Annotated in this window: 23 protein-coding genes; all 23 read right to left on the minus strand. The window is 39.6% G+C overall.

Annotated features, from left to right (window positions below; all coding sequences use genetic code 11):
• Window positions 1-6 precede the first annotated feature (6 nt).
• Window positions 7-195, minus strand: a complete 189-nt coding sequence (locus C7384_RS02040) for a hypothetical protein (RefSeq protein ID WP_089940041.1) — start codon at window positions 193-195, stop codon at window positions 7-9.
• The gene (locus C7384_RS02045; RefSeq protein WP_089940044.1) at window positions 192-413 is read right to left on the minus strand and encodes a hypothetical protein; all 222 of its coding nucleotides are present in this window, start codon (window positions 411-413) and stop codon (window positions 192-194) included. Before C7384_RS02045 ends, C7384_RS02040 begins: the two co-directional genes overlap by 4 nt.
• On the minus strand, window positions 406-1,551 hold the full coding sequence (locus tag C7384_RS02050) for a phage tail protein (protein ID WP_089940047.1): 1,146 nt from the start codon (window positions 1,549-1,551) through the stop codon (window positions 406-408). Before C7384_RS02050 ends, C7384_RS02045 begins: the two co-directional genes overlap by 8 nt.
• Window positions 1,551-2,387, minus strand: a complete 837-nt coding sequence (locus tag C7384_RS02055; protein WP_089940049.1) for a phage tail domain-containing protein — start codon at window positions 2,385-2,387, stop codon at window positions 1,551-1,553. Before C7384_RS02055 ends, C7384_RS02050 begins: the two co-directional genes overlap by 1 nt.
• Window positions 2,374-6,315, minus strand: a complete 3,942-nt coding sequence (locus C7384_RS02060) for a tape measure protein (RefSeq protein ID WP_089940052.1) — start codon at window positions 6,313-6,315, stop codon at window positions 2,374-2,376. The genes C7384_RS02055 and C7384_RS02060 overlap by 14 nt, the downstream gene beginning before the upstream one ends.
• Window positions 6,316-6,335: 20 nt before the next feature.
• On the minus strand, window positions 6,336-6,974 hold the full coding sequence (locus C7384_RS02065) for a Gp15 family bacteriophage protein (protein WP_089940055.1): 639 nt from the start codon (window positions 6,972-6,974) through the stop codon (window positions 6,336-6,338).
• Complete coding sequence (locus C7384_RS02070) at window positions 6,974-7,378, minus strand: hypothetical protein (protein WP_089940058.1); 405 nt, start codon at window positions 7,376-7,378, stop codon at window positions 6,974-6,976. The genes C7384_RS02065 and C7384_RS02070 overlap by 1 nt, the downstream gene beginning before the upstream one ends.
• 77 nt (window positions 7,379-7,455) lie before the next feature.
• Complete coding sequence (locus C7384_RS02075; RefSeq protein ID WP_089940061.1) at window positions 7,456-7,941, minus strand: phage tail tube protein; 486 nt, start codon at window positions 7,939-7,941, stop codon at window positions 7,456-7,458.
• Window positions 7,941-8,348 carry a phage tail terminator protein gene (locus C7384_RS02080; RefSeq protein WP_165806762.1) on the minus strand — a complete coding sequence of 136 codons (408 nt, stop codon included), beginning with the start codon at window positions 8,346-8,348 and terminating at the stop codon, window positions 7,941-7,943. Before C7384_RS02080 ends, C7384_RS02075 begins: the two co-directional genes overlap by 1 nt.
• A complete protein-coding gene (locus C7384_RS02085; protein ID WP_089940067.1) occupies window positions 8,348-8,707 on the minus strand; it encodes a minor capsid protein in 360 nt (119 codons plus the stop codon). The genes C7384_RS02080 and C7384_RS02085 overlap by 1 nt, the downstream gene beginning before the upstream one ends.
• Window positions 8,704-9,054 carry a putative minor capsid protein gene (locus C7384_RS02090; RefSeq protein WP_243400694.1) on the minus strand — a complete coding sequence of 117 codons (351 nt, stop codon included), beginning with the start codon at window positions 9,052-9,054 and terminating at the stop codon, window positions 8,704-8,706. The genes C7384_RS02085 and C7384_RS02090 overlap by 4 nt, the downstream gene beginning before the upstream one ends.
• Window positions 9,051-9,464 (minus strand): hypothetical protein, encoded by a 414-nt coding sequence (locus tag C7384_RS02095; RefSeq protein ID WP_089940072.1) that lies wholly within the window; start codon window positions 9,462-9,464, stop codon window positions 9,051-9,053. Before C7384_RS02095 ends, C7384_RS02090 begins: the two co-directional genes overlap by 4 nt.
• A gap of 13 nt (window positions 9,465-9,477) precedes the next feature.
• Window positions 9,478-10,449 carry a N4-gp56 family major capsid protein gene (locus C7384_RS02100; RefSeq protein ID WP_089940075.1) on the minus strand — a complete coding sequence of 324 codons (972 nt, stop codon included), beginning with the start codon at window positions 10,447-10,449 and terminating at the stop codon, window positions 9,478-9,480.
• A gap of 14 nt (window positions 10,450-10,463) precedes the next feature.
• Complete coding sequence (locus C7384_RS02105) at window positions 10,464-11,087, minus strand: phage scaffolding protein (protein WP_089940078.1); 624 nt, start codon at window positions 11,085-11,087, stop codon at window positions 10,464-10,466.
• A 141-nt stretch (window positions 11,088-11,228) separates the two neighbouring features.
• Complete coding sequence (locus C7384_RS02110; RefSeq protein WP_089940081.1) at window positions 11,229-12,371, minus strand: phage minor capsid protein; 1,143 nt, start codon at window positions 12,369-12,371, stop codon at window positions 11,229-11,231.
• A complete protein-coding gene (locus C7384_RS02115; RefSeq protein WP_243400695.1) occupies window positions 12,368-13,969 on the minus strand; it encodes a phage portal protein in 1,602 nt (533 codons plus the stop codon). The genes C7384_RS02110 and C7384_RS02115 overlap by 4 nt, the downstream gene beginning before the upstream one ends.
• Window positions 13,966-15,291 (minus strand): PBSX family phage terminase large subunit, encoded by a 1,326-nt coding sequence (locus tag C7384_RS02120; protein ID WP_089940085.1) that lies wholly within the window; start codon window positions 15,289-15,291, stop codon window positions 13,966-13,968. The genes C7384_RS02115 and C7384_RS02120 overlap by 4 nt, the downstream gene beginning before the upstream one ends.
• Complete coding sequence (locus C7384_RS02125) at window positions 15,288-16,052, minus strand: terminase small subunit (protein WP_089940088.1); 765 nt, start codon at window positions 16,050-16,052, stop codon at window positions 15,288-15,290. The genes C7384_RS02120 and C7384_RS02125 overlap by 4 nt, the downstream gene beginning before the upstream one ends.
• Window positions 16,053-16,099: 47 nt before the next feature.
• A complete protein-coding gene (locus tag C7384_RS02130) occupies window positions 16,100-16,408 on the minus strand; it encodes a hypothetical protein (RefSeq protein WP_133240776.1) in 309 nt (102 codons plus the stop codon).
• A gap of 289 nt (window positions 16,409-16,697) precedes the next feature.
• Window positions 16,698-17,108 (minus strand): DUF2335 domain-containing protein, encoded by a 411-nt coding sequence (locus C7384_RS02135; protein ID WP_089940094.1) that lies wholly within the window; start codon window positions 17,106-17,108, stop codon window positions 16,698-16,700.
• A complete protein-coding gene (locus C7384_RS02140) occupies window positions 17,095-17,313 on the minus strand; it encodes a hypothetical protein (protein WP_089940097.1) in 219 nt (72 codons plus the stop codon). Before C7384_RS02140 ends, C7384_RS02135 begins: the two co-directional genes overlap by 14 nt.
• Before the next feature lie 78 nt (window positions 17,314-17,391).
• Window positions 17,392-17,625: a hypothetical protein gene (locus tag C7384_RS02145; RefSeq protein ID WP_089940100.1), complete on the minus strand. Its 234-nt coding sequence runs from the start codon at window positions 17,623-17,625 to the stop codon at window positions 17,392-17,394.
• Between the two features lie 250 nt (window positions 17,626-17,875).
• On the minus strand, window positions 17,876-18,349 hold a 474-nt coding region (locus tag C7384_RS08110), incomplete at its 5' end, for a hypothetical protein (protein WP_165806763.1).

Consider the following 18,349-nt stretch of genomic DNA (forward strand, 5'->3'; position numbering starts at 1 on the left):
CCTTTCTTATTGTGTATCTGGATCACCGTCAATTGGCAGTCCAGATGACTGTAGTGCTAACTCAATAGCATTTAAACGGTCTCCTAATGTATTAAATTGTTTACCGTTAATGTTTTTAGTAGCACTCAATTCATCAAAATTATCATTCAGTGTGTTTCTAAATTCTTGATCAAATCCATTGCCCACTTTTTTCATTTAGTCACCTTTATTGTTATTAGTCTGCCATTGTCATCAACACCTAGTTTATATTGTTGACCTTTGGGACTTGTCAAAATAAGATTGCTAGTGTTATTAGTACCAGACTTACTTGGAATGTCCGGGCGACCATCAATTTTATCCCAATGGGCAACCGGATAAATGCGATTACCAGTACTGTCTGTCAGATAATATGCGCTAATATTTTGATTATCCATGTGTTGTGACCTTTCCAGCAAATTCGAGTCCTATTTTGTTTCCTAACAAATCTTGTACAGACTCATTAATACCAGATAGGTCTTTTTTAATACTTTCATTCATTCGTCTTGCACTTCCTTGCATTTGCATATTATGCGCAAAATCAAATAACTTGTTTCCAAATGTTACTGTATCTGTCTGGTTAGGATCATTAGGATAATAAGACATACCGATTATTCTAACGTCAACGTCAATTCCCAAACGGTCTTTTAATAGACCGTAGTTTCCAATCTTAACGTTGTTGACTTCAGCAAACTTGGCATGGTGTTCAAATTCAGCACGTTCCATCGTGTATTGCACAATTGGATAGTCCTGCAACTTACTCTTAATGTAATCGCGTAGTGCATTGCTATCCGTAAAGCGCTCATCGCTGATGGTTTGTGCTTGTATCTTTCCCCAAATAGAAGCATTGGGACTTAGATAGTCAGCCGTTGCCTGATAGCCAGTAGCATTCTCTCCCTCATTAGGTTTGCCGTTGCCTTTAATGTACGTAGCCACGTTAGTGTAATCTTCGGTCGAATTAATCTTTGAAGCGTTATATCCATCAACAAAAACAAACTGATCATTTTGACCGATTTGCTTATAAATATGGATGGTGTAATTATCAAAAAGTAACTCAAATCCAAAATCATCTTTCAAAGTACTCATTAATAGTTGGTCTGCATAATCTCCACCAAAACCATCACTGAAACCGTAGTTGTTGAAATGATCATTAATCACATAGCTAAACGCTGTATCTTTAGTAATAAATTGCATACAAGCATCTAATGACTGCGATCCATTGAGTTTATCTTCAATAAATTTAGCATGTAACGCTGTTCCAACCTGAACACCAGATATATTAAAGAGGCGCGTATTAACTTGAGAGTTAGAAGACACATTTGTGATTTGAAACCATTGTCCGACGGTTGGGATATAAAACTTGGTCAACGGTTGTAACATCTCAATCGCTACTTTGTTTTGAGCCTCTGATAATATCTGAAACGTACACGTTGATAGCTCGTTGATATTTTCAGTCACTTGCAAAGCAAATGTATTAGCAGCCGTCTCATCCCCACTAGCATTTTTAAATGTTACAAAATTATTTGCTAATTCCATCAGTAATAAAACCTCGTATTAAATGAAATTGAGAAGTTACTTGCACCGCTAATAGTTATTTGATTATCACCTTTTACAAAATCAACAAAGCCACGATCAGAAAAATCATTCCCCAATCGTTGTTGACCATTTATGATAGGAACAATGCCAACCAATTGGAACTCGTCGCTACTACTCAATGACTTTTTATAATTAAATAATTGACCAGTTGTACTATTTCTAATTGTTAGGCCATTTGGTGCATTTCCTTTAAAAGTAATAACTACCGGACGTTCGTTAGCTAGCAATGGAATAATAGACGGGTTATACACATTAAACGACGATTGATTATTGAACGAATAGCGCTGATTTTCGTACGGTATTCCCATACCAATACCCCATTTGGCATCATCAAAAATAAATGGATCTAATGTTGTGCCAACGCTTTCAGCTAAGCCATCAATCGCCACCAAGTTAAAAGATACTGACTTCGCTTTCCAAAAATTACCAGAACGAGGATAGTTAAATGCTTCTGCTACTACTCGCCAACGTTGCCAAGGTAACCGACGATTGATCACATAAAAAGGCTCAGTACTATCGAAAATACGTAGTACCTTGAGCCTTTGTAATTCATAATCGGCATTGTCTCGAGCAAATACGTCGAAAACAATCGGAATATTCATTTGTTGTATCTGACTAGTAGTTAAAGTAGCACCATACTTACTATTTTGCGTATAAGTGTGTTGAAAATTAGGACTAGGCGGGTCAAATGAAACAACTTCAATGCCTTCTTTATGCAAATCATAAATAGTGCCATCTTTACGCTGAATGATGATTGATCCTTTAGTAATTGCCATAGATAGAACCTCTTGCCTGTGCTTTTAACTGGATGTCTTGGTTTTGAAGCATCTTAATTTTTGGATAAGTTGCTTGAGCAATCTGACCACTATCTAGTTCAATCGTAAGGTTCACATCCCCAGATAGATCAACGTTACCGCCATTAGTGGTATGTGTATTATTTGCACTAGCCACTACTGGTTGATATCCAACACCATTCATACCAGTTTTAACACCATCAATTACTTTAGATAGCTTGGCACTAAAGCTATTAGGCTGCTTAGCTGCTGTCTCTCTGATTGAACCGATGATCGTGCGGTCGGCACTATCACGATTAGGATTAGTTACCCATTCATCTTCGCCGGGCACTTCACCAACAATTCCCACGCCATTAGTGCGCCCACCATTAGCATATCCATGTCCTTCACCAATAAATGACATGCCTTCGCCATAACGTGCCTTAATATAGGAAATTGCTGAAAGTAAGTTATCATATCCGTTGAAAATATCGCCATGTCCCGGCAGAGCAAAAGCGTTGAATGTACTCCGCTTAGTTTGCATCAATCCAATAGCTGGACCAGAACCATCTCCATCTGGGTCAGCACCAGGCTGTGTTATCTTCTCGTTCCCGCCGGACTCCGTTTGAATTTGGCGTAAAATCTTTTCAACAGCCCAGTCCGCCGTTGGCATTCCTGTAGCAGCAAGCGCATCCTTGACTTGACTGCGCCAACGTTCAACACCAGCACCACCAGGAGCAGAGCGAGACATGCTCTTTTTGACTTCTTCCAGGCCTTTTTTAAACCAATCAGCAATCGGATTGTAGAGGTTATCCCATACACCATGGGCCATATCACCAAAGTTATGCAGGCCAGAATACATACCATCAGTGGCCTTAGTAATCATATTGACTACATTCTTAAGTGGGTCTTTTAGGAAACTAGTAACAGCTTCAAACTTATCACCAATCCAGCTAGATACATTGTTCAATGCACCTTTACCCCAGTCAATGAGTCCACCAACAACACCGCCATTGGCATACTTTTGAATACCAGCCATGCCCATGATTTGTTTGGTTTCTTCCCCGTTATAAACGCGGGTACCCTTTGGCAATGGTAATACATGGTTACGTTGGTTAGACATCTTTAGTTCACCATTAGGGAACTGTAGTAGCTCCTTCCAATTAGAACCACCACCATCATTAATCATTGCCATTTGGCCATCTTCACCACCAACAGTTCCACCACTTGCGAACTTAACGTGTCCTAGATGATGAATACTCGTTTCATGACCAGTAAAGAATTTCCATACTGAATCAATCGCATCAACACCAGCATTAATAATATCTAACACGCCATTCATTCCATCTGAAGCGAATCCTTTAATATCTTTCCAAATAGATCCAAAGAAGTCAGAGAACGAACGCCACATACTATTCCAGACTTTACCAATGCTATCTAGCACACTTGAAATAGTGTCATGAACACCATTAATCGCATCACTACCAGTCTTGGAAATCCATTTCCAAATACCACCAAAGAATGAACTGATAGCATTCCAAACATTATCCCAAGTTTTTTGAATAACCTTTACAGTATCGTTAATGACATCCCCAAACCATTCAATAATCGGCTTGAAGAATTTTACCAGCCCATTCCAAATTGACTTAAACAGATTAGTGATAGTATTCCAAATTAGATCCCATCCCTTTTGGATACCTTTAATTTCATTATCAATCGCTTTCCCAAGCCATTTAATGATTGGTGTAAAGAATTTAACTAGTCCATTCCATACAGACGTGAACACGTCCGTAATGACTTTCCAACCGGCTTTCCATGCTTTTTGGGTAGTTTTAAACCAGTTTGATATGACCTTACTAATTGCTTTAAAAGCAGATGTAACTAACTTAGCGATTGGTTTAAATACTGGTTCAAACGCTTTCAATAACGCCTTTCCAAACAAAACAACTACACCAACTGCGAGCAACAAGCCATATAGCAAAACTGTTCCAATGCCTTTCGCTAAGTTACCAACAAACTTCGTAAAAGTATTCCAACCTTTTACAAATCCTTTTGTTAGTCCTGAAAAGAATTTACCAACAGCACTAGCACCACTACCTATTGCTTTTCCGATGTTGCTAAATGCCTTCTTGGCATCCTTAACCAGTCCGTCTACAAACTTTTTAAAGCCAGTATTGTGCTTATAAAGTAAAGCAAATCCGCCAGCAATTGGATTAACAATAAATAATAGTATTTCTTTCCAGTCATTTTTAAAGAAATCAACGACCGAATTAAACGCTTTAACTGCAAATTTAGCAAAGCCGTCGACAGCTTCTCTAAATGGTTTGAAGTGCTTATACGCTTCATATAAGGCTAATCCGACTGCCGCAATAGCTAGGGCAATTAGACCCCATGGGCCAGAAACAGCCCAAGAAAGAATTGATGTTATTTTCAACACTTCATTCATTTCTTTCAAGGCCTTAACAAAATCAGTGACCTTAGATGCTACAAACAATCCACCGAGGATACCACCAATAACTTTAATCGTTTCTTTGTGTTTAGAGAAAGCGCTCAAGGCATCTGCCACACTTTTAAGAGGATCTTTAGAACTTTTTGAGTTACCTGTTAATAGATTAAAACCGTCAGCTATTCCTTCGATAACTCCTTTAGCAGCAGAAAATGCACCATCAGCTAGCGCTCCTGCTATATCTTTGATTGCTCCAAATAGTTTTCCTAAGTCTTTTTGATGATCTGCGATATATTTAAAAGCGTTCCCTAATGTCTTACCAGCTTGTTTTCCAAAGTCTTTCATTGTTCCAGATGAGCCTTTAATTGCTTTGGTCATCATATCAAAACCTTGAGATAAACCACCCTTTTGTAAGCCATCTAACATATCAGCTAATACTCGCGTAAAAGCCGTCTTCATGTTAGCCATACTAGTCTGAATACCACCAGTCGAATCCTTGGCAATCTTCTGTAGGGAGGCCATGCCACCCCCACCTTTTTGATCAAGCTGAACCAAGGCATCTTGGAAATCTTTAGCCGATATCTTACCAGTAGACATACCATCTTTTAATTCTCCGGCCGTCTTACCCATAATCTTAGCTAGAGAATTTAAAGCAGGTCCCATACCAGCATTAATCATGGAGTTCCAGGTAGCTGCATCTACTTTTCCGTTAGAAAACGACTGAGATAACTGGATAACTGCTTCGTTAACTTGGTTAGCATTTCCGCCAAATCCCAAGATACTATCGTTGATCGCCCTAAACACTTTAGTAGCGCCACCAATATCATTATTCATTGAAGCAGTGAGCAATTGTTGACCTTTGACCGCTTCATCTAATGAAGTTGGTAAGCCGTCGATGGCCTTTTGTAAATCCTTATTGGCTTGAGCGGCATCTTCGGCTTTAACGCCCATATTTTCATAAGCTCGGGTAGAATTATTCAAGGTATCAACACGACTAATAGCGCCATCAAGCGAACCTTTAATCAAACCAATTCCAACATCAAAAGCTTTAAAGGCCATATTACCGATAAAAGTACCCTGAATAACTTCTTTCAAGGTGCCGAACTTCTTTTCGGTGTTAACAGCTTCCTGCTGGATATTACGCATTTTAGGACTTGCGTTGTCATTTAATTCAACCTGTGAAGCCACCTTTGATGGTATCTTACGCAACTCTTTAGTAAAATCAATTACTTCACCTTTTTCAGCACGGGCTAGAAGTTCCGTTTGTTGTTTTTTAGGCAATTCATTTAATAACTGCTTGAAATTTTCTATCCCTTGCTTTTTAGCCTGCGCATCTAATTTAGCAACAATAGGCTCATCGAAAGGTTTTTTAGCACTTTTATAGCCCTCTGCTCCGGCATCAGCAGCTTTCTGCTTGAACTTGTCAAACTGCGGTCCTGTCTGGTCATTGAGTAAAAAATCAATTGTGATACTTCCATCTGCCATTTATTTACCTCCTTTCCTATTTACTTTGCATCGTTGAACATGCTTGCAAATACTGACTGTGCATCCCCTGAGAACTTATCAGCGTCATCATCTTCTTCAAGGTGGCGCACCTTATCCAATTGAAAGTAATCCTTCATCTCGGCCGCATGACTTAGCCCCTCTGGATTATCCTTATAACCATTTAATTCATCATTACGATAAGCACGTATCTGTTGAATAGGTGTTTCAGAATTAAGGTTTTTAAACAGTGCTATAAACACATCCCAGTGCATATGACCCAGCTCTTGAATTAAATCAATATTGTATTGCTGACGAAATGAAGCATAAATAGCACCCGCATCTTGCTCAAAATCAAAGTCAGGGATCGGCGCAGCACCTTCTTGTTCGTCATCATCACTAGCATTAGCATGCCCATAGGGGTTCTGATAGAGGTATTTAAACAAGTCGGCGATTATCTGAGCTTTAATGCTTTCGTCCTGATATGGAAAGTCGTCAATTATCAACAAGTCAAAACATTTGTTCGCCTTTTCAGCATCACTAAGCTGCTCATCTTCAATCACACTAAAAGCCTGAATGACCACATCAAAAGCTAAATTAATTCGGTAAACATTACCGTTAAATTCAATTGTTGATTCAGGTTTTTTGGTGAACGAAAACATTACTTGCCTTTCTTGTTGTTTTGACGACGTTCTTGGCGGTTGTTTTCGACTTCGTCATCGTTACCAGCCTTGAAGAAAATACCAGCTAGCCTGCCTAGGTTGTAATCACGTCCACCAGTTGCTTCTAAAATGAACTTTGCATCTTCCGGACTAAATAACGCTTTGATGTAATCAGTAGCCAAACGTGACGCTTTCTCAGACGATTCGTTACTCAACTTCTTCTTAGCCTCAACATTTAACTCATCAGCTTGTTTTGAAGTCATCTTTTTTTCAAGCTCGTTAATGTCAATCATCAAGTTGCTGAACTGTTTATCAATTTCAGGCGTGTAAGTAGCCTTTAACTTGCGCCCTTTTAGCACAAATTCCTGCGTGTTAATCAATAAATTAGTAATCTGAATAGCCATGTATATTCTCCTATGTAATTCGTTTGCATGGGCTTCTCACCCCGTTTGGACGTTTTAAGCCGTCGTCGCTAGATCAATTAGTGAGTGCCAGTATCTCCGGTAGTTACCGTACCAGCATTGCTAACTCGTTGTGGCTTGCCATTGGCAGCCAAGGTGAAGCTAAATGTTTGCTTAACGTTAGCAGCGCCACCGAAAGGTACAACGGCAACCAAAGTAGCAACGAACTGCACGATGTTCCCCTGTGGGTCAGTCCAACGTGCCAAAGTGCGCAATGTATCACCAACTGCAATAAACTTAGACGCAACATAGTCTTGCGCGGGGTCACCAAACTTACGATGCCCAGCAATTGCAAACTGAATGGCCTTACCAGTTACATCGTGATCGGCGAATCCTTCGCCATCGTAATAGGCGGTTGTATCTGCCGTTTCAGAAGCTGACGGTGTAATCGTTGTAATACCCGTTGCCAGTCGTCCCCACTTAGCCTTTGATACATCATCAAGTGAATTATTCCCATTTAGGTCAATCTCTAACTTGTTGACCCAGTTTTCTTGAAATTCTGCCATTAATTCAAATCTCCTTGTGTTCTTTTAGCCGTGATTTGCACGGAAAAATCCAATAAAAAAAGGCTTTTATTCTGCACATCAACCATTGATAGAAACGGTTGAGGCTGAATATCTAGCCTTTCGACGGTATAGGTACCGTCAGTATCTAATTTAGTTAAGTTATCTAGGTAATTGCTGATTGACCACATCACACTATCGCCTTGGCCAAGACTATTAGTAGAAAGTGCCACCTCGAATGGCATTTCCTTTAGTTGAGTACCATCATAATCGGCGCTGATTACCTTTGACCCTGGTTGAGCGTAGATAGCGAACGGTTTCGTTTCCGAAATATAGCCAAGCATCAATTTGCCTGGTAATTGCTTGACGTTATCGTTGATAGACTTTGCTAAACATTCTAGTAAATCCACTATTGCATCCCCTTTCTAAAGGCATTAATCACATTGTTCATGCCTTGCTTGTCACCCTTCAGACGTAAATCCCAACGGCGACTAGTGCCAGGGGTCGTATAGTTGCGGACTCGATAGCCACCACGACCAACAAACCCGTAAAACTGTGCTTTGGCGTATGGCGTTGTGTAAATGATTGCATCAGTGCGGTTGCTTAAATGAGCGGTGTCGCGTAAATGGTTTTGACGTTGCTTGCCAGAATACGGAACAAAGCGGTTCATCTCTAACATTGCTTGATTAGCTGCTAGATAATTACCCCTTGAACGGCCATTTTGAAGCATTTTATTCACACCGTTTAAATCCAAATGTACGCCGGTCATAATACCTCCAGCTTGTAACTCCAAATGTCGTTGCTTAACGGGTCACGATGCTCAATGATGGTCTTAACGGTATAGTCAATTCCATCAAAGCTAATTACATCCCCTTGGTTCGTCTTTGTTAATGTTGGCATTGGCGTAGTTATCCCGGCATATAAATAAACACTGCCATTTGCGACAACTTCACGATTGTTATTAGTACCCGAACAAATTGTCTGGAGTTGCACCACACAATTAGCTATCGGTGTATCAATCGTGCTACCAACACCACCCCAATCGTCTGGATCACCAGGACGCTTGTAGATAATGTTTTGGTTGCACAATGCCTTAGGTACTTTAGGTATTATCATAATCCACCTCGATAAAGCAATCCATGGCGCCCCAATAGCTGAATAGCTTCATCGGGGATGACCGAACCATATCCATTAGTGATGGTACCGCTTAAACCAGCACCTTGAATGTGCGTGTCACCAATTTGAACATCGGCTGTCCCGTCAGTGTTTAAACTGGCTACATTAGTAACCTGTAATTGGTTCATGAAATCAATGGTTAGACCTAATGCCTGCTTAAATGCTTTTGCCCTTGCAATATAGGTAAATATTGACGATTTTAAATCATCATCCAAGCTATGCTTTAGCTCATAAAATCCATTAGTAACATTATCTAGCTGAATAGTGGCCTTTTTAAGCAGCTTATTAAAATCTTTCAGTTCCAAATCATCGCCAATCAGATCGTTGTATTCTACATAATTGAGGTACATATTAACCTCCTAATTACTTACCAGTGTTGTCTCCAGTTACAGGAGCTTGAGCTGGCGCTTGTGTGCTAGACTTACGCTTATTAGCTGACTTAGTTGAGTCATCAGGCACATTCTTGGTGTTCTGCTCAATATATGTTCCATCCGCATAGTTAAACGGCTTAATCACCAATAGCTTAGTGTCATCGTAAATCGCCACACCATAGATAGCATCAGCATTAAACTTGGTCAACTTATGATCCATGTCACGGCCAGTTTCAGAATTAACATTGCGCTTCAAATAAGTCTTCATAGCACCAGGCTTAGCAACAATCGCTGAACCAACAGGAATCTTACGAGAGCGCTGGAACTGCCAACCAAGGACTCCACCAAATACACCACTGGTCAACATTGAGTCTCCCAAATCTGTTTGGCGCTCCCAATTCAAAGCGGCTGCCTTACGAACCGTATTCGCATCCTTAGGGTTGATAAAAATAACACCTTTAGCCGTATCGTCTGTCTCAACGTTTTGCTCACTAGTGTCGTCAATAAACGCATCTTCAATTTGGTCAATAAAGTCTAGCTTAGTAAAATCAACACTTCCCAAAGATAGTCGAGCCTTTGAAGCCGTGGCTACGATATCGTTATCAATCTTAGAAGCCATCGCCATTGTGATTTGCTTCTGAGCTTGTCCAATTGGATCACCATAACCAACCAAAACAGATTCATCCGTTAACTTAACTCCTGTTCCGACCTTCTTGATGGTGAATGTGTCTGTTGAAGAAGTTAGCTTTGAATAATCAATAGCCGCCCCTTCTTCGACATCTTTAGCATCCCCAATATATTTCCATCGTGGAACAGTTACCGTATCACCTGGACGGCCTTGCAAGGTTGTATCCATTGGCGATAACGTACTGAATTTTACCGCCTTAGGAAGTTCGGCAGAAATCATGTCTGCCAATACCTGAGGATCAATCATTTCGCTTACTTGTGTTACATCATCTGCCATATAAAAAATTCTCCTTATTCAGCTTGTACAGCTTGTTCATACCCTTCTGGGTCATTATGTTTAAACTCAACTCGTTCTTTATAGCTCATGCTACTTAGATTAGGTTTGTCGTTGTTTGAATTACTTGGATTTCCAGGAGGTGTAATTTTTACGCCTGGCTTAGTCTGCTCTGGTTCAGTGGCTTTAAACAAGAATGAATTATCATTCTTAATGCTCTCTAATTGGTCATTTAAACCAATTAGCTTTCCATCATCACCAAAGCTAACCTTATCCATATCAATTAAAGCCTTCGCGGCCTTATTATTAAGGGCTCCAGCCTTTAACAAAGCACTATCCACCTCATAGCCTAGCTTTGTTTTAGCTAAACTATCAGCGGCTTGCTTTTGGCTATCCTTTAATTGCTGTTGTAGCTGTTCAACTTGATTAGCTGCTTCACTGTCTTTTTCAGCCGCTTTCTTGGCCTCTTCAAGTTGCTTGGTAAATTCACTAACCTGGCCGTTTAGGCCGTCGCGTTCAGCTACCACATCATTTAATTGCGCTTTAACAGCGTTTACATCTTCGCCATGTGCCTTCATCACTCCTTTCACTTGTTCATCGGTTAATCCGAGTTCTGTTAATGTTTTTGTATCAAATGCCATAATTTTCTCCTAAGCAGTTAGTTAGCGGGTCTGCTCCCGCACAGAGTTGTTATGTAGGTAGTTATAGGCTTGCCCAGGCACACAAAAAGCACCTACATCACTGTAAGTGCTTAACAATTTTTCTTTTACATACCTTATTGTTCATATTGTAACCACCTTTTCACGACTATAGTCACGACCAAGCCAACTATTTTCATCAATTAGTTTTCTGATGTTAGCTTGCTGATTAGCTATTTGTGATTTAATTCTAGTAATCATATCAGTATCATCTAATTCTTGGGCTACAGCTAGCTTCTTTTTGCTAGCACGAATAGCACGTTCAATTTGGCGCTGTTTAGCTTGAACTTGAGCGTTGGCTAACGCTTTATCAGGGTTAGGAATATCACCACTATCAGGCACCGTATTAGCTTCTGGGTCAAACGGCGTTAATGTGTGATGACAGTTAGCGCCCTGAGTACCCGCTGGTGTCCCATAGCCGTGGTTATAGATGCTATCAAAGCTATCATCATAGTTAGGCGATCCAACAGGAACTATATTCACGACATGGCCTTGAATATAGGCACAAGCTTCACGGGATGCATGATGTGAGCTCATCAACGCTTGACCAACACCATAGTCATTCATTCGCTTTAACCTGAGATCATTGAAAGTTTGATGAGCTGTGTTGCCAATCACTAAGCGTGAATACGTTTCTAGACTCCAACGTCTACCTGAACTATCCACTAAATTAGTTGGTAGTCCTTTGGCCACCCACTGGTAGATATTATCGAACAACGCTCTCTCTGGCGTTTTAATACCAGTTGTAACTGCCAATGTAGATTTAGTAACGATATCTTGATAAACCTTAACGGCGGCATTCTGTGAGTCGTTGCGCGTCAGCAAAGACTGATTGACCACGTTACTTAAATCATCGTGCGCTTGCCTTGCAACTGAATGAATGATGTTTTTGGCATCTTCGCTCATCGGTGTCTCATCGCCCGTGATTTTACTTAGTTGGCCATCGACGTCATCCACAATCTTAATCCCATTATTGGTCAGTACCTTACTAACCTCGTTAATGGACTTTCCAGCTTGCTTAGCGACTAGCTTAATTACTTCGCTATTCAACATCCCCGCATTGGATAATTGTCTTACCTGCCAATCAAGAATGTTATCAGCGTCATAATTACTAATATCAATATCTTGCAACCGATTAATAATAGTCTTGAATATCATTTGCTCAAGCAAACTAAACTCATCAACAATACGATTCGCATCGTTATTTAAGCTGTCGTGAGTGATCATGCTCCATCATCCCCTAACATTTGACGTTGATTAGGCGGCGTGAAATCGTCTTCTGGTGCCTCTCCTTGCACTTCTGATAACCAACGCTGTGCGTCCTCTTCAGAAAGTCCATAGTTGCGCCGTAAGAACTCAATTTTTGGCATAATACCAGCTTGAACGGCTAACATATCGCTCTTTGCTTGGGCATCCTTATCAACAAAGACACCGTCTTCAAAATGAATGTTAATGTCTAACGGATTAGCAGCCAAATCATAGTTCAGTGGGGATGTTCCATTGTCAAATAATTCACCAATACTAGACAGTTCAACAATCGTGGTGATTAATCCTCTTAACTGCTTTTCAACCATCGTCAGATAGCTAGAGCGGGTTCGATAGGTTCGACTATTGTCAGATACTACCTCGGTAGCCGTTTTAGTCCCACTGCTATTGCTATCATTTACCGATAGTGTACCTTGTGACAGTCCCACAGCATTTTCGAACTGATGGATATACATTTGTAGGGTCTTACTATACTGGTCAACCCGGATATCGTTAGTTAAGTCCTGCAACATAGATTTATCATCACGAGTGCTAGCTAGTTGCATGAATACATCATCATCTTCTGCAAATGATGGATAACCTTGGTTAGGTAACTCCCCATACTGGGGTTGTTGATTAACAGTCGGCTTAATTAACTCAGCCCCCACTGCAATCCTACGCTTACCAAGTTTTACCTCACGTACGAACTGATCATTTGCGACGTTAATAGCATCGACAAGGCTTAAATTATTATCAACTAATCCGATACCAAGCGGACTATCTACCACAATGTTATTCTTACCAGGAGATTTAAAGTAAGCAAATGTTGGCCGTGAAATGTTGGTTAGCTGTACGCTGTCAGACAATCCAGAATAAGCTTCTAATGTTGATAATGATACGCGTGTACCAACAGAATCAGGGAAATTAGATTGATAAAGTTCATTGCTAATCATTTCAACTCTGCTATCAGGATCGTATTCATGAAATTCAATCAATGAATAATAGGTAGTTGTCCCATTGGCAGACACGGAGCTCTTACTAACGATAGCCGCACTGTTAACTTCATTACTGTTGCTATCAAGTGGCACGAATTGGTCAGCTCTAATCCAAGCCAGCTTAACTACGTTGTTTTGAATAAAAGGTCTAATCGCAAAACCACCAGTGGCAATACCAACCTCTAAGTTCTCCTCATAGTTTTGATAGAAATTACTGCGGTCAAATACCTGCTGCAAGTAGTCATCAATGTCTTTTGATTGGCTGTTGTCTTTCCCATCTGGATTAGTTGATTGAACAGAGATATTAAAGCCTTCATTTGCAATGATTGATGCTAGCTGCCTACTTGCTGACTTAGTAACCGATAGCGTGTAAGGTTTGCGGTGTTTCAATTGATTCAAGGTGTTGTAAAACTTAACATCCTTAAAATCGTTACGATAATACCGCAAGGCCGTTTGAATCCTGGTCAGTTCACTAGGTGGCAAATTAATACGTGGATCATCAGTGATTAGTCCTAGTCCTTGATTCGGTTGCATGGCGCTTACTCCTTTCTTAAATATATTTTTAATACTGTCTAATAAACTCATGACCAAGAAACTCCTAACTCCTGTTCACTTTCACGAACTAGGTATTTAAATTGGTCGACTGTGTGGTCATCAACCTTAATCACTTTAGGATCATCACTTTGCAGTGTTTTCTCTTCCCACTGGTATTTTTGGTGCTCGGGGATGAAATATTTTAAGTTGTTCTTAGTTGGCAAGTAGAATACTTTACCTTGTGCCAAAACATTCTGAACACGGTCAATCATGTCAACGTTCTTCAACTTGCGAACGTTCTTCCAATCCACGCCATAACGCTTATGGTATTCATTACGTAAGGCCTGCTCAGCACTATCCATAATCATTCCTGTAATAGCAAACGGATACTTTTGATACATCCGATTGATGAATTCATATATCTCTGGTGCTAAATCACTAGGACTTTTCTTGTTGGCTTGTCCAACCGGTGAATAATAATAGGTGTCTAGCACGACTACCCGGCGCTGGTAAGTAATCCCGTAGCAACTAACCGTAGTCGCAGATACCGAATGACCAACATCGGCCGAAAACTTTAACATTACAACATGATCGTTTTCTGGCAACTCGTCTAAGCTATTAATCTGATGAAATAGATCCATGTCATAGATTGACGTACCAAGTCCAACAACCTCACCCAAATAAAGCCAGCGATAATAGTCATAATCGTTGGCTTTATAGTTTTCAATCATTCTTAATTGCTGATTAGTGGTGAAACCTAGTTCATCATTTAGGTAAGTTGAGTGGTCAATAAAAACATCTTGTTCTAACTTTTTCTTATCAATCCATTCGTTTACCCAATCATATGGGTTTTTTGGTGGATTATAAGAATAAAATATCTTAACGTTATCAACACATGCTGGTTTCTGCCGAATAAATGTTGGGTTTGCTGTATCAAACACCTCAAATGATTTCATGTTAGCAGCTTCTTCATACCAAACAGCAATGATATTTCCTACGGTATTAGACTTTAACTTTCGCGGATTATCAGCACCATAAAAATAAAACGTGCTACCGCTAGCGATATGTTCAATCTTTAGTGGGGATGCATACGTCCGAAATTCCCCTTCAGAGTTGACCATATCAATGGCCCATAAAATTTGGTTATAGATACTATCACGTAAATTATTGGCATTTTCTCGCACACAAATAACATTTACTTTGTTACCTTTTCCAGCTAACTTAAGCATCATTAGCACTAACTTAAGACTGATAACAGACGACTTAAACGAACCACGTCCACCCTTAGCAATTACTTCGGGCTTATCAGTTCGCCATAGCTTAGCAAAGTGTGGGTTAATCATATCTTTTGTATGTATAACTACATCACTCATTTAACATCCCCTAAATCATCTACCACAGTCGTTCTATTCTTATCTCCTTCGCCGTCGCTATTTTCAAACCTGCCCTTTTTAAGCATCCAATCCAACAAAGTATCACGGGCCTTGTTACGATCGTGTAACTCAACTACCACGCCATCCTTACCAACGTTGACCTTCTTCAATAATTTTGTATCAACGCTTACTTTATCTTTGAGCGCAACCCAAGAATAATGCTTTGTTATCGGTTGGCCTGTATCTTCATCAACAGACTTTAGCTCTTCACTACCAAAGTTTATATACTCCCCTAGGTCACCTTTTGCTTCGGCCACTACATCATCTAGCAAATCAAAAACGCCTATGCTTAGCTCTTTAAATCGAGCATCACGTAGACGTTTTATTTCTTTTTGAACTCCAACATTTTCCAACAATCGTGGGCCTGCTGTCTTAGCTGTGCTGTAATCAACACCATAAGCGTTTATATACGCTTGGGTTGCATTATAAAGCCGAACAAACTCAATAACAAAGGCTTTTCGCTTATCATTTAAATCACTATTAGCTAATTCTTCAATAGCAATATCGGTTACTGTTTTGTGTGCAACCTTTTTAGGTTTTGTGTGCACACTTTTTTGAGAGGTTGCAACCTTTTTAGTTGCATTCCAGTAGCGTGACTTCCATGACTTAACAGTATTGATTGTTACGCCGTACTTGTCAGCTATATCCTTATATTTCATGCCAGCTAAATAGTCTTGTTCAGCTTCTTCATACTTCTTCATGTCATCGCGCCACCTCCTTTACTGCAAATAAAAAAGCACCGAAGTGCTTATGCAAATCTAATGCTTTTATTTTGTCTCAAATAATCCGCCGCTTTCCAAAATCCAAAAGATATATTATCTTCCTCACTACTTTGCTTATATTCTGGCTGTTTAATATGAACCTTACCACTATGGTATGCCACTAACCAAGTTGCGGTGACTGAAGTACCAATAATAAAAAACGTCATACCGTAGAACAGAGACAGCACTACCCGCTTTATTGCATTAATTTTTATTTCATTCTCTCCCAACATTTCAAACCATGATTTAATACTAAAATACAATATGACTAACGGAACAATAAAATGTCCAGCCATAGAAGTAATCCTAAGTGACTTAAGATTGAAAACAAATTCTACATAAGCAATCATGACTATATAGCTAATGAATAATATTAGCGACATAAATATTAGAATGAACATCATATCTACATCTCCTTTTTGTCTCTACGCTTTTTATATTTTGTTTTACTGAAATCGTTCATTACTTTTTTTGCTTCAAAATATTGTTTAGTCTTTCTAAACTGGTAATCATCGCTGTTGTCTTCTATGATTTCATATGCAAATAAAAAACGCTCACATCTTTAAAAGTGTGGAACGTTTATAATTACTTATTTGATTTATTACTTTTGGACCATGCGATAGCAATTGCACCAATGATTCCAAATATGGCAAATACACCATTCCAATACTGGCCCTTTAAAATCATAATCAAAGCTAACGTTAACGCAAACATCACGATTATAAATCCAAAAATAAGTCCCAGCAGTGTTGTTATACGATTTGACTTACTATTTTTAGAACTTACTTCAGCAGATTTACTTTCCAATTCTTGACGATGTTTCATTTGTTTTTCAGACATTGCAACAATTCTATCTGGAAAGCTTGAGTCAATATTCCCATAATTTCTCAATTCATTAGAAGGAGGTAATGGACCTGCATAATGAAATTGTTGTGGTGTTTTAGCCTGGTTGTTCTTTTTAAGGCCAATATTTTGTTTGTGGCTACTTTGACTCATGGCCAACCACCAAATTAATTGAAGCCCTTAAGCTATTTCCAACAGCATTCCAATCGCTTGAAATTGCTTTTTTATCATCATACTCAGAACCAACAAAAACATTTTTAGTTTGAATTGAACCGATATTACCAGCCATGTTTAACTTTGAAAAACCATTTAGGAGTGATCCAAATATGTCACGTTTTACATTGCTTTCATACTTCATAAGCATCATTCCTCCTTGCTTTACACTTGCTTTATTGTAACACATATAAACTATTCAAATAAAAAAGCACCGGAGTGCCTACTTATTCAACCATGGCATATGTTTCGTGTAATCCAATTTACTAAGCTGTAAGTCACTCTTCATGGAAGCGTGCCTAGCTCCTCTGGTCTCATACTGATGGTCATTATATTCAATTAGCTCGTCATTAACTGCGCTTGATTCTTTAATCCGCTCCTCTCGTTGAGCAGCGGTCTTCATTCCGATTTCATCTCGGCCACCTAACGAGCGTCTGTCATATATTTTTTTATTCATTATTTCTACCCCTAATACTAATTATAGCAATTGGATTAAAATAAAAAAATGTCAACTCTATAAAATTTACTCTAATAGTGAAATAACCACTCCATGTGCCTCACATAGCCAATCGGACTCAATAACAACTCTTGGCGCATTTGCTGATGACACGCAACCCTGGTCGCCTTGTCGTTGTTATTACGCTGAATGTACTTGCGGTTCACTTCCGTCGAACCTTGGATACGCTTCTTAATCATTTCTGGTGGAATCACTTCTCTTTAGCCCCCAAATTCTTAATTGTTGCTAAGTCCCAAATACCTAATTCATACATCACACGAATGACATTCTTTTGGCGGGAATGATAGCTACCACCATTTTCTTTGAACTGCGCATTGGAAAAGTCTAATTTAGTAGCATCATTAATTGGATTAAGGACGGTCGTATCATCAGCCCAATAAGCCCAAGGCTCAAAAGCGACATCCTTCCATTTTTGAACTGTAATAGCCCCGTTTGCTGTGCCAATTATATTCTGATATAGCGGGTAGTTTGCTAATGAGCCTGGATTAGAGTACATTCCATAACCATACAAAGCAACATTATTGGGATAGCTAGGCAGTTGTAATGTACAACCATTGTCGAAATATAGACTCCACGGTGTGGTTGAGGTATCTAATGCCCAGGCCATCGGTGGACGACGTGGTGTTGTGCTAGTGGCGTCCTTGCCATCTCGACCATCTTTACC

The sequence above is a fragment of the Convivina intestini genome (genome assembly GCF_003096575.1).
GTDB classification, from domain to species: Bacteria; Bacillota; Bacilli; order Lactobacillales; family Lactobacillaceae; genus Convivina; species Convivina intestini.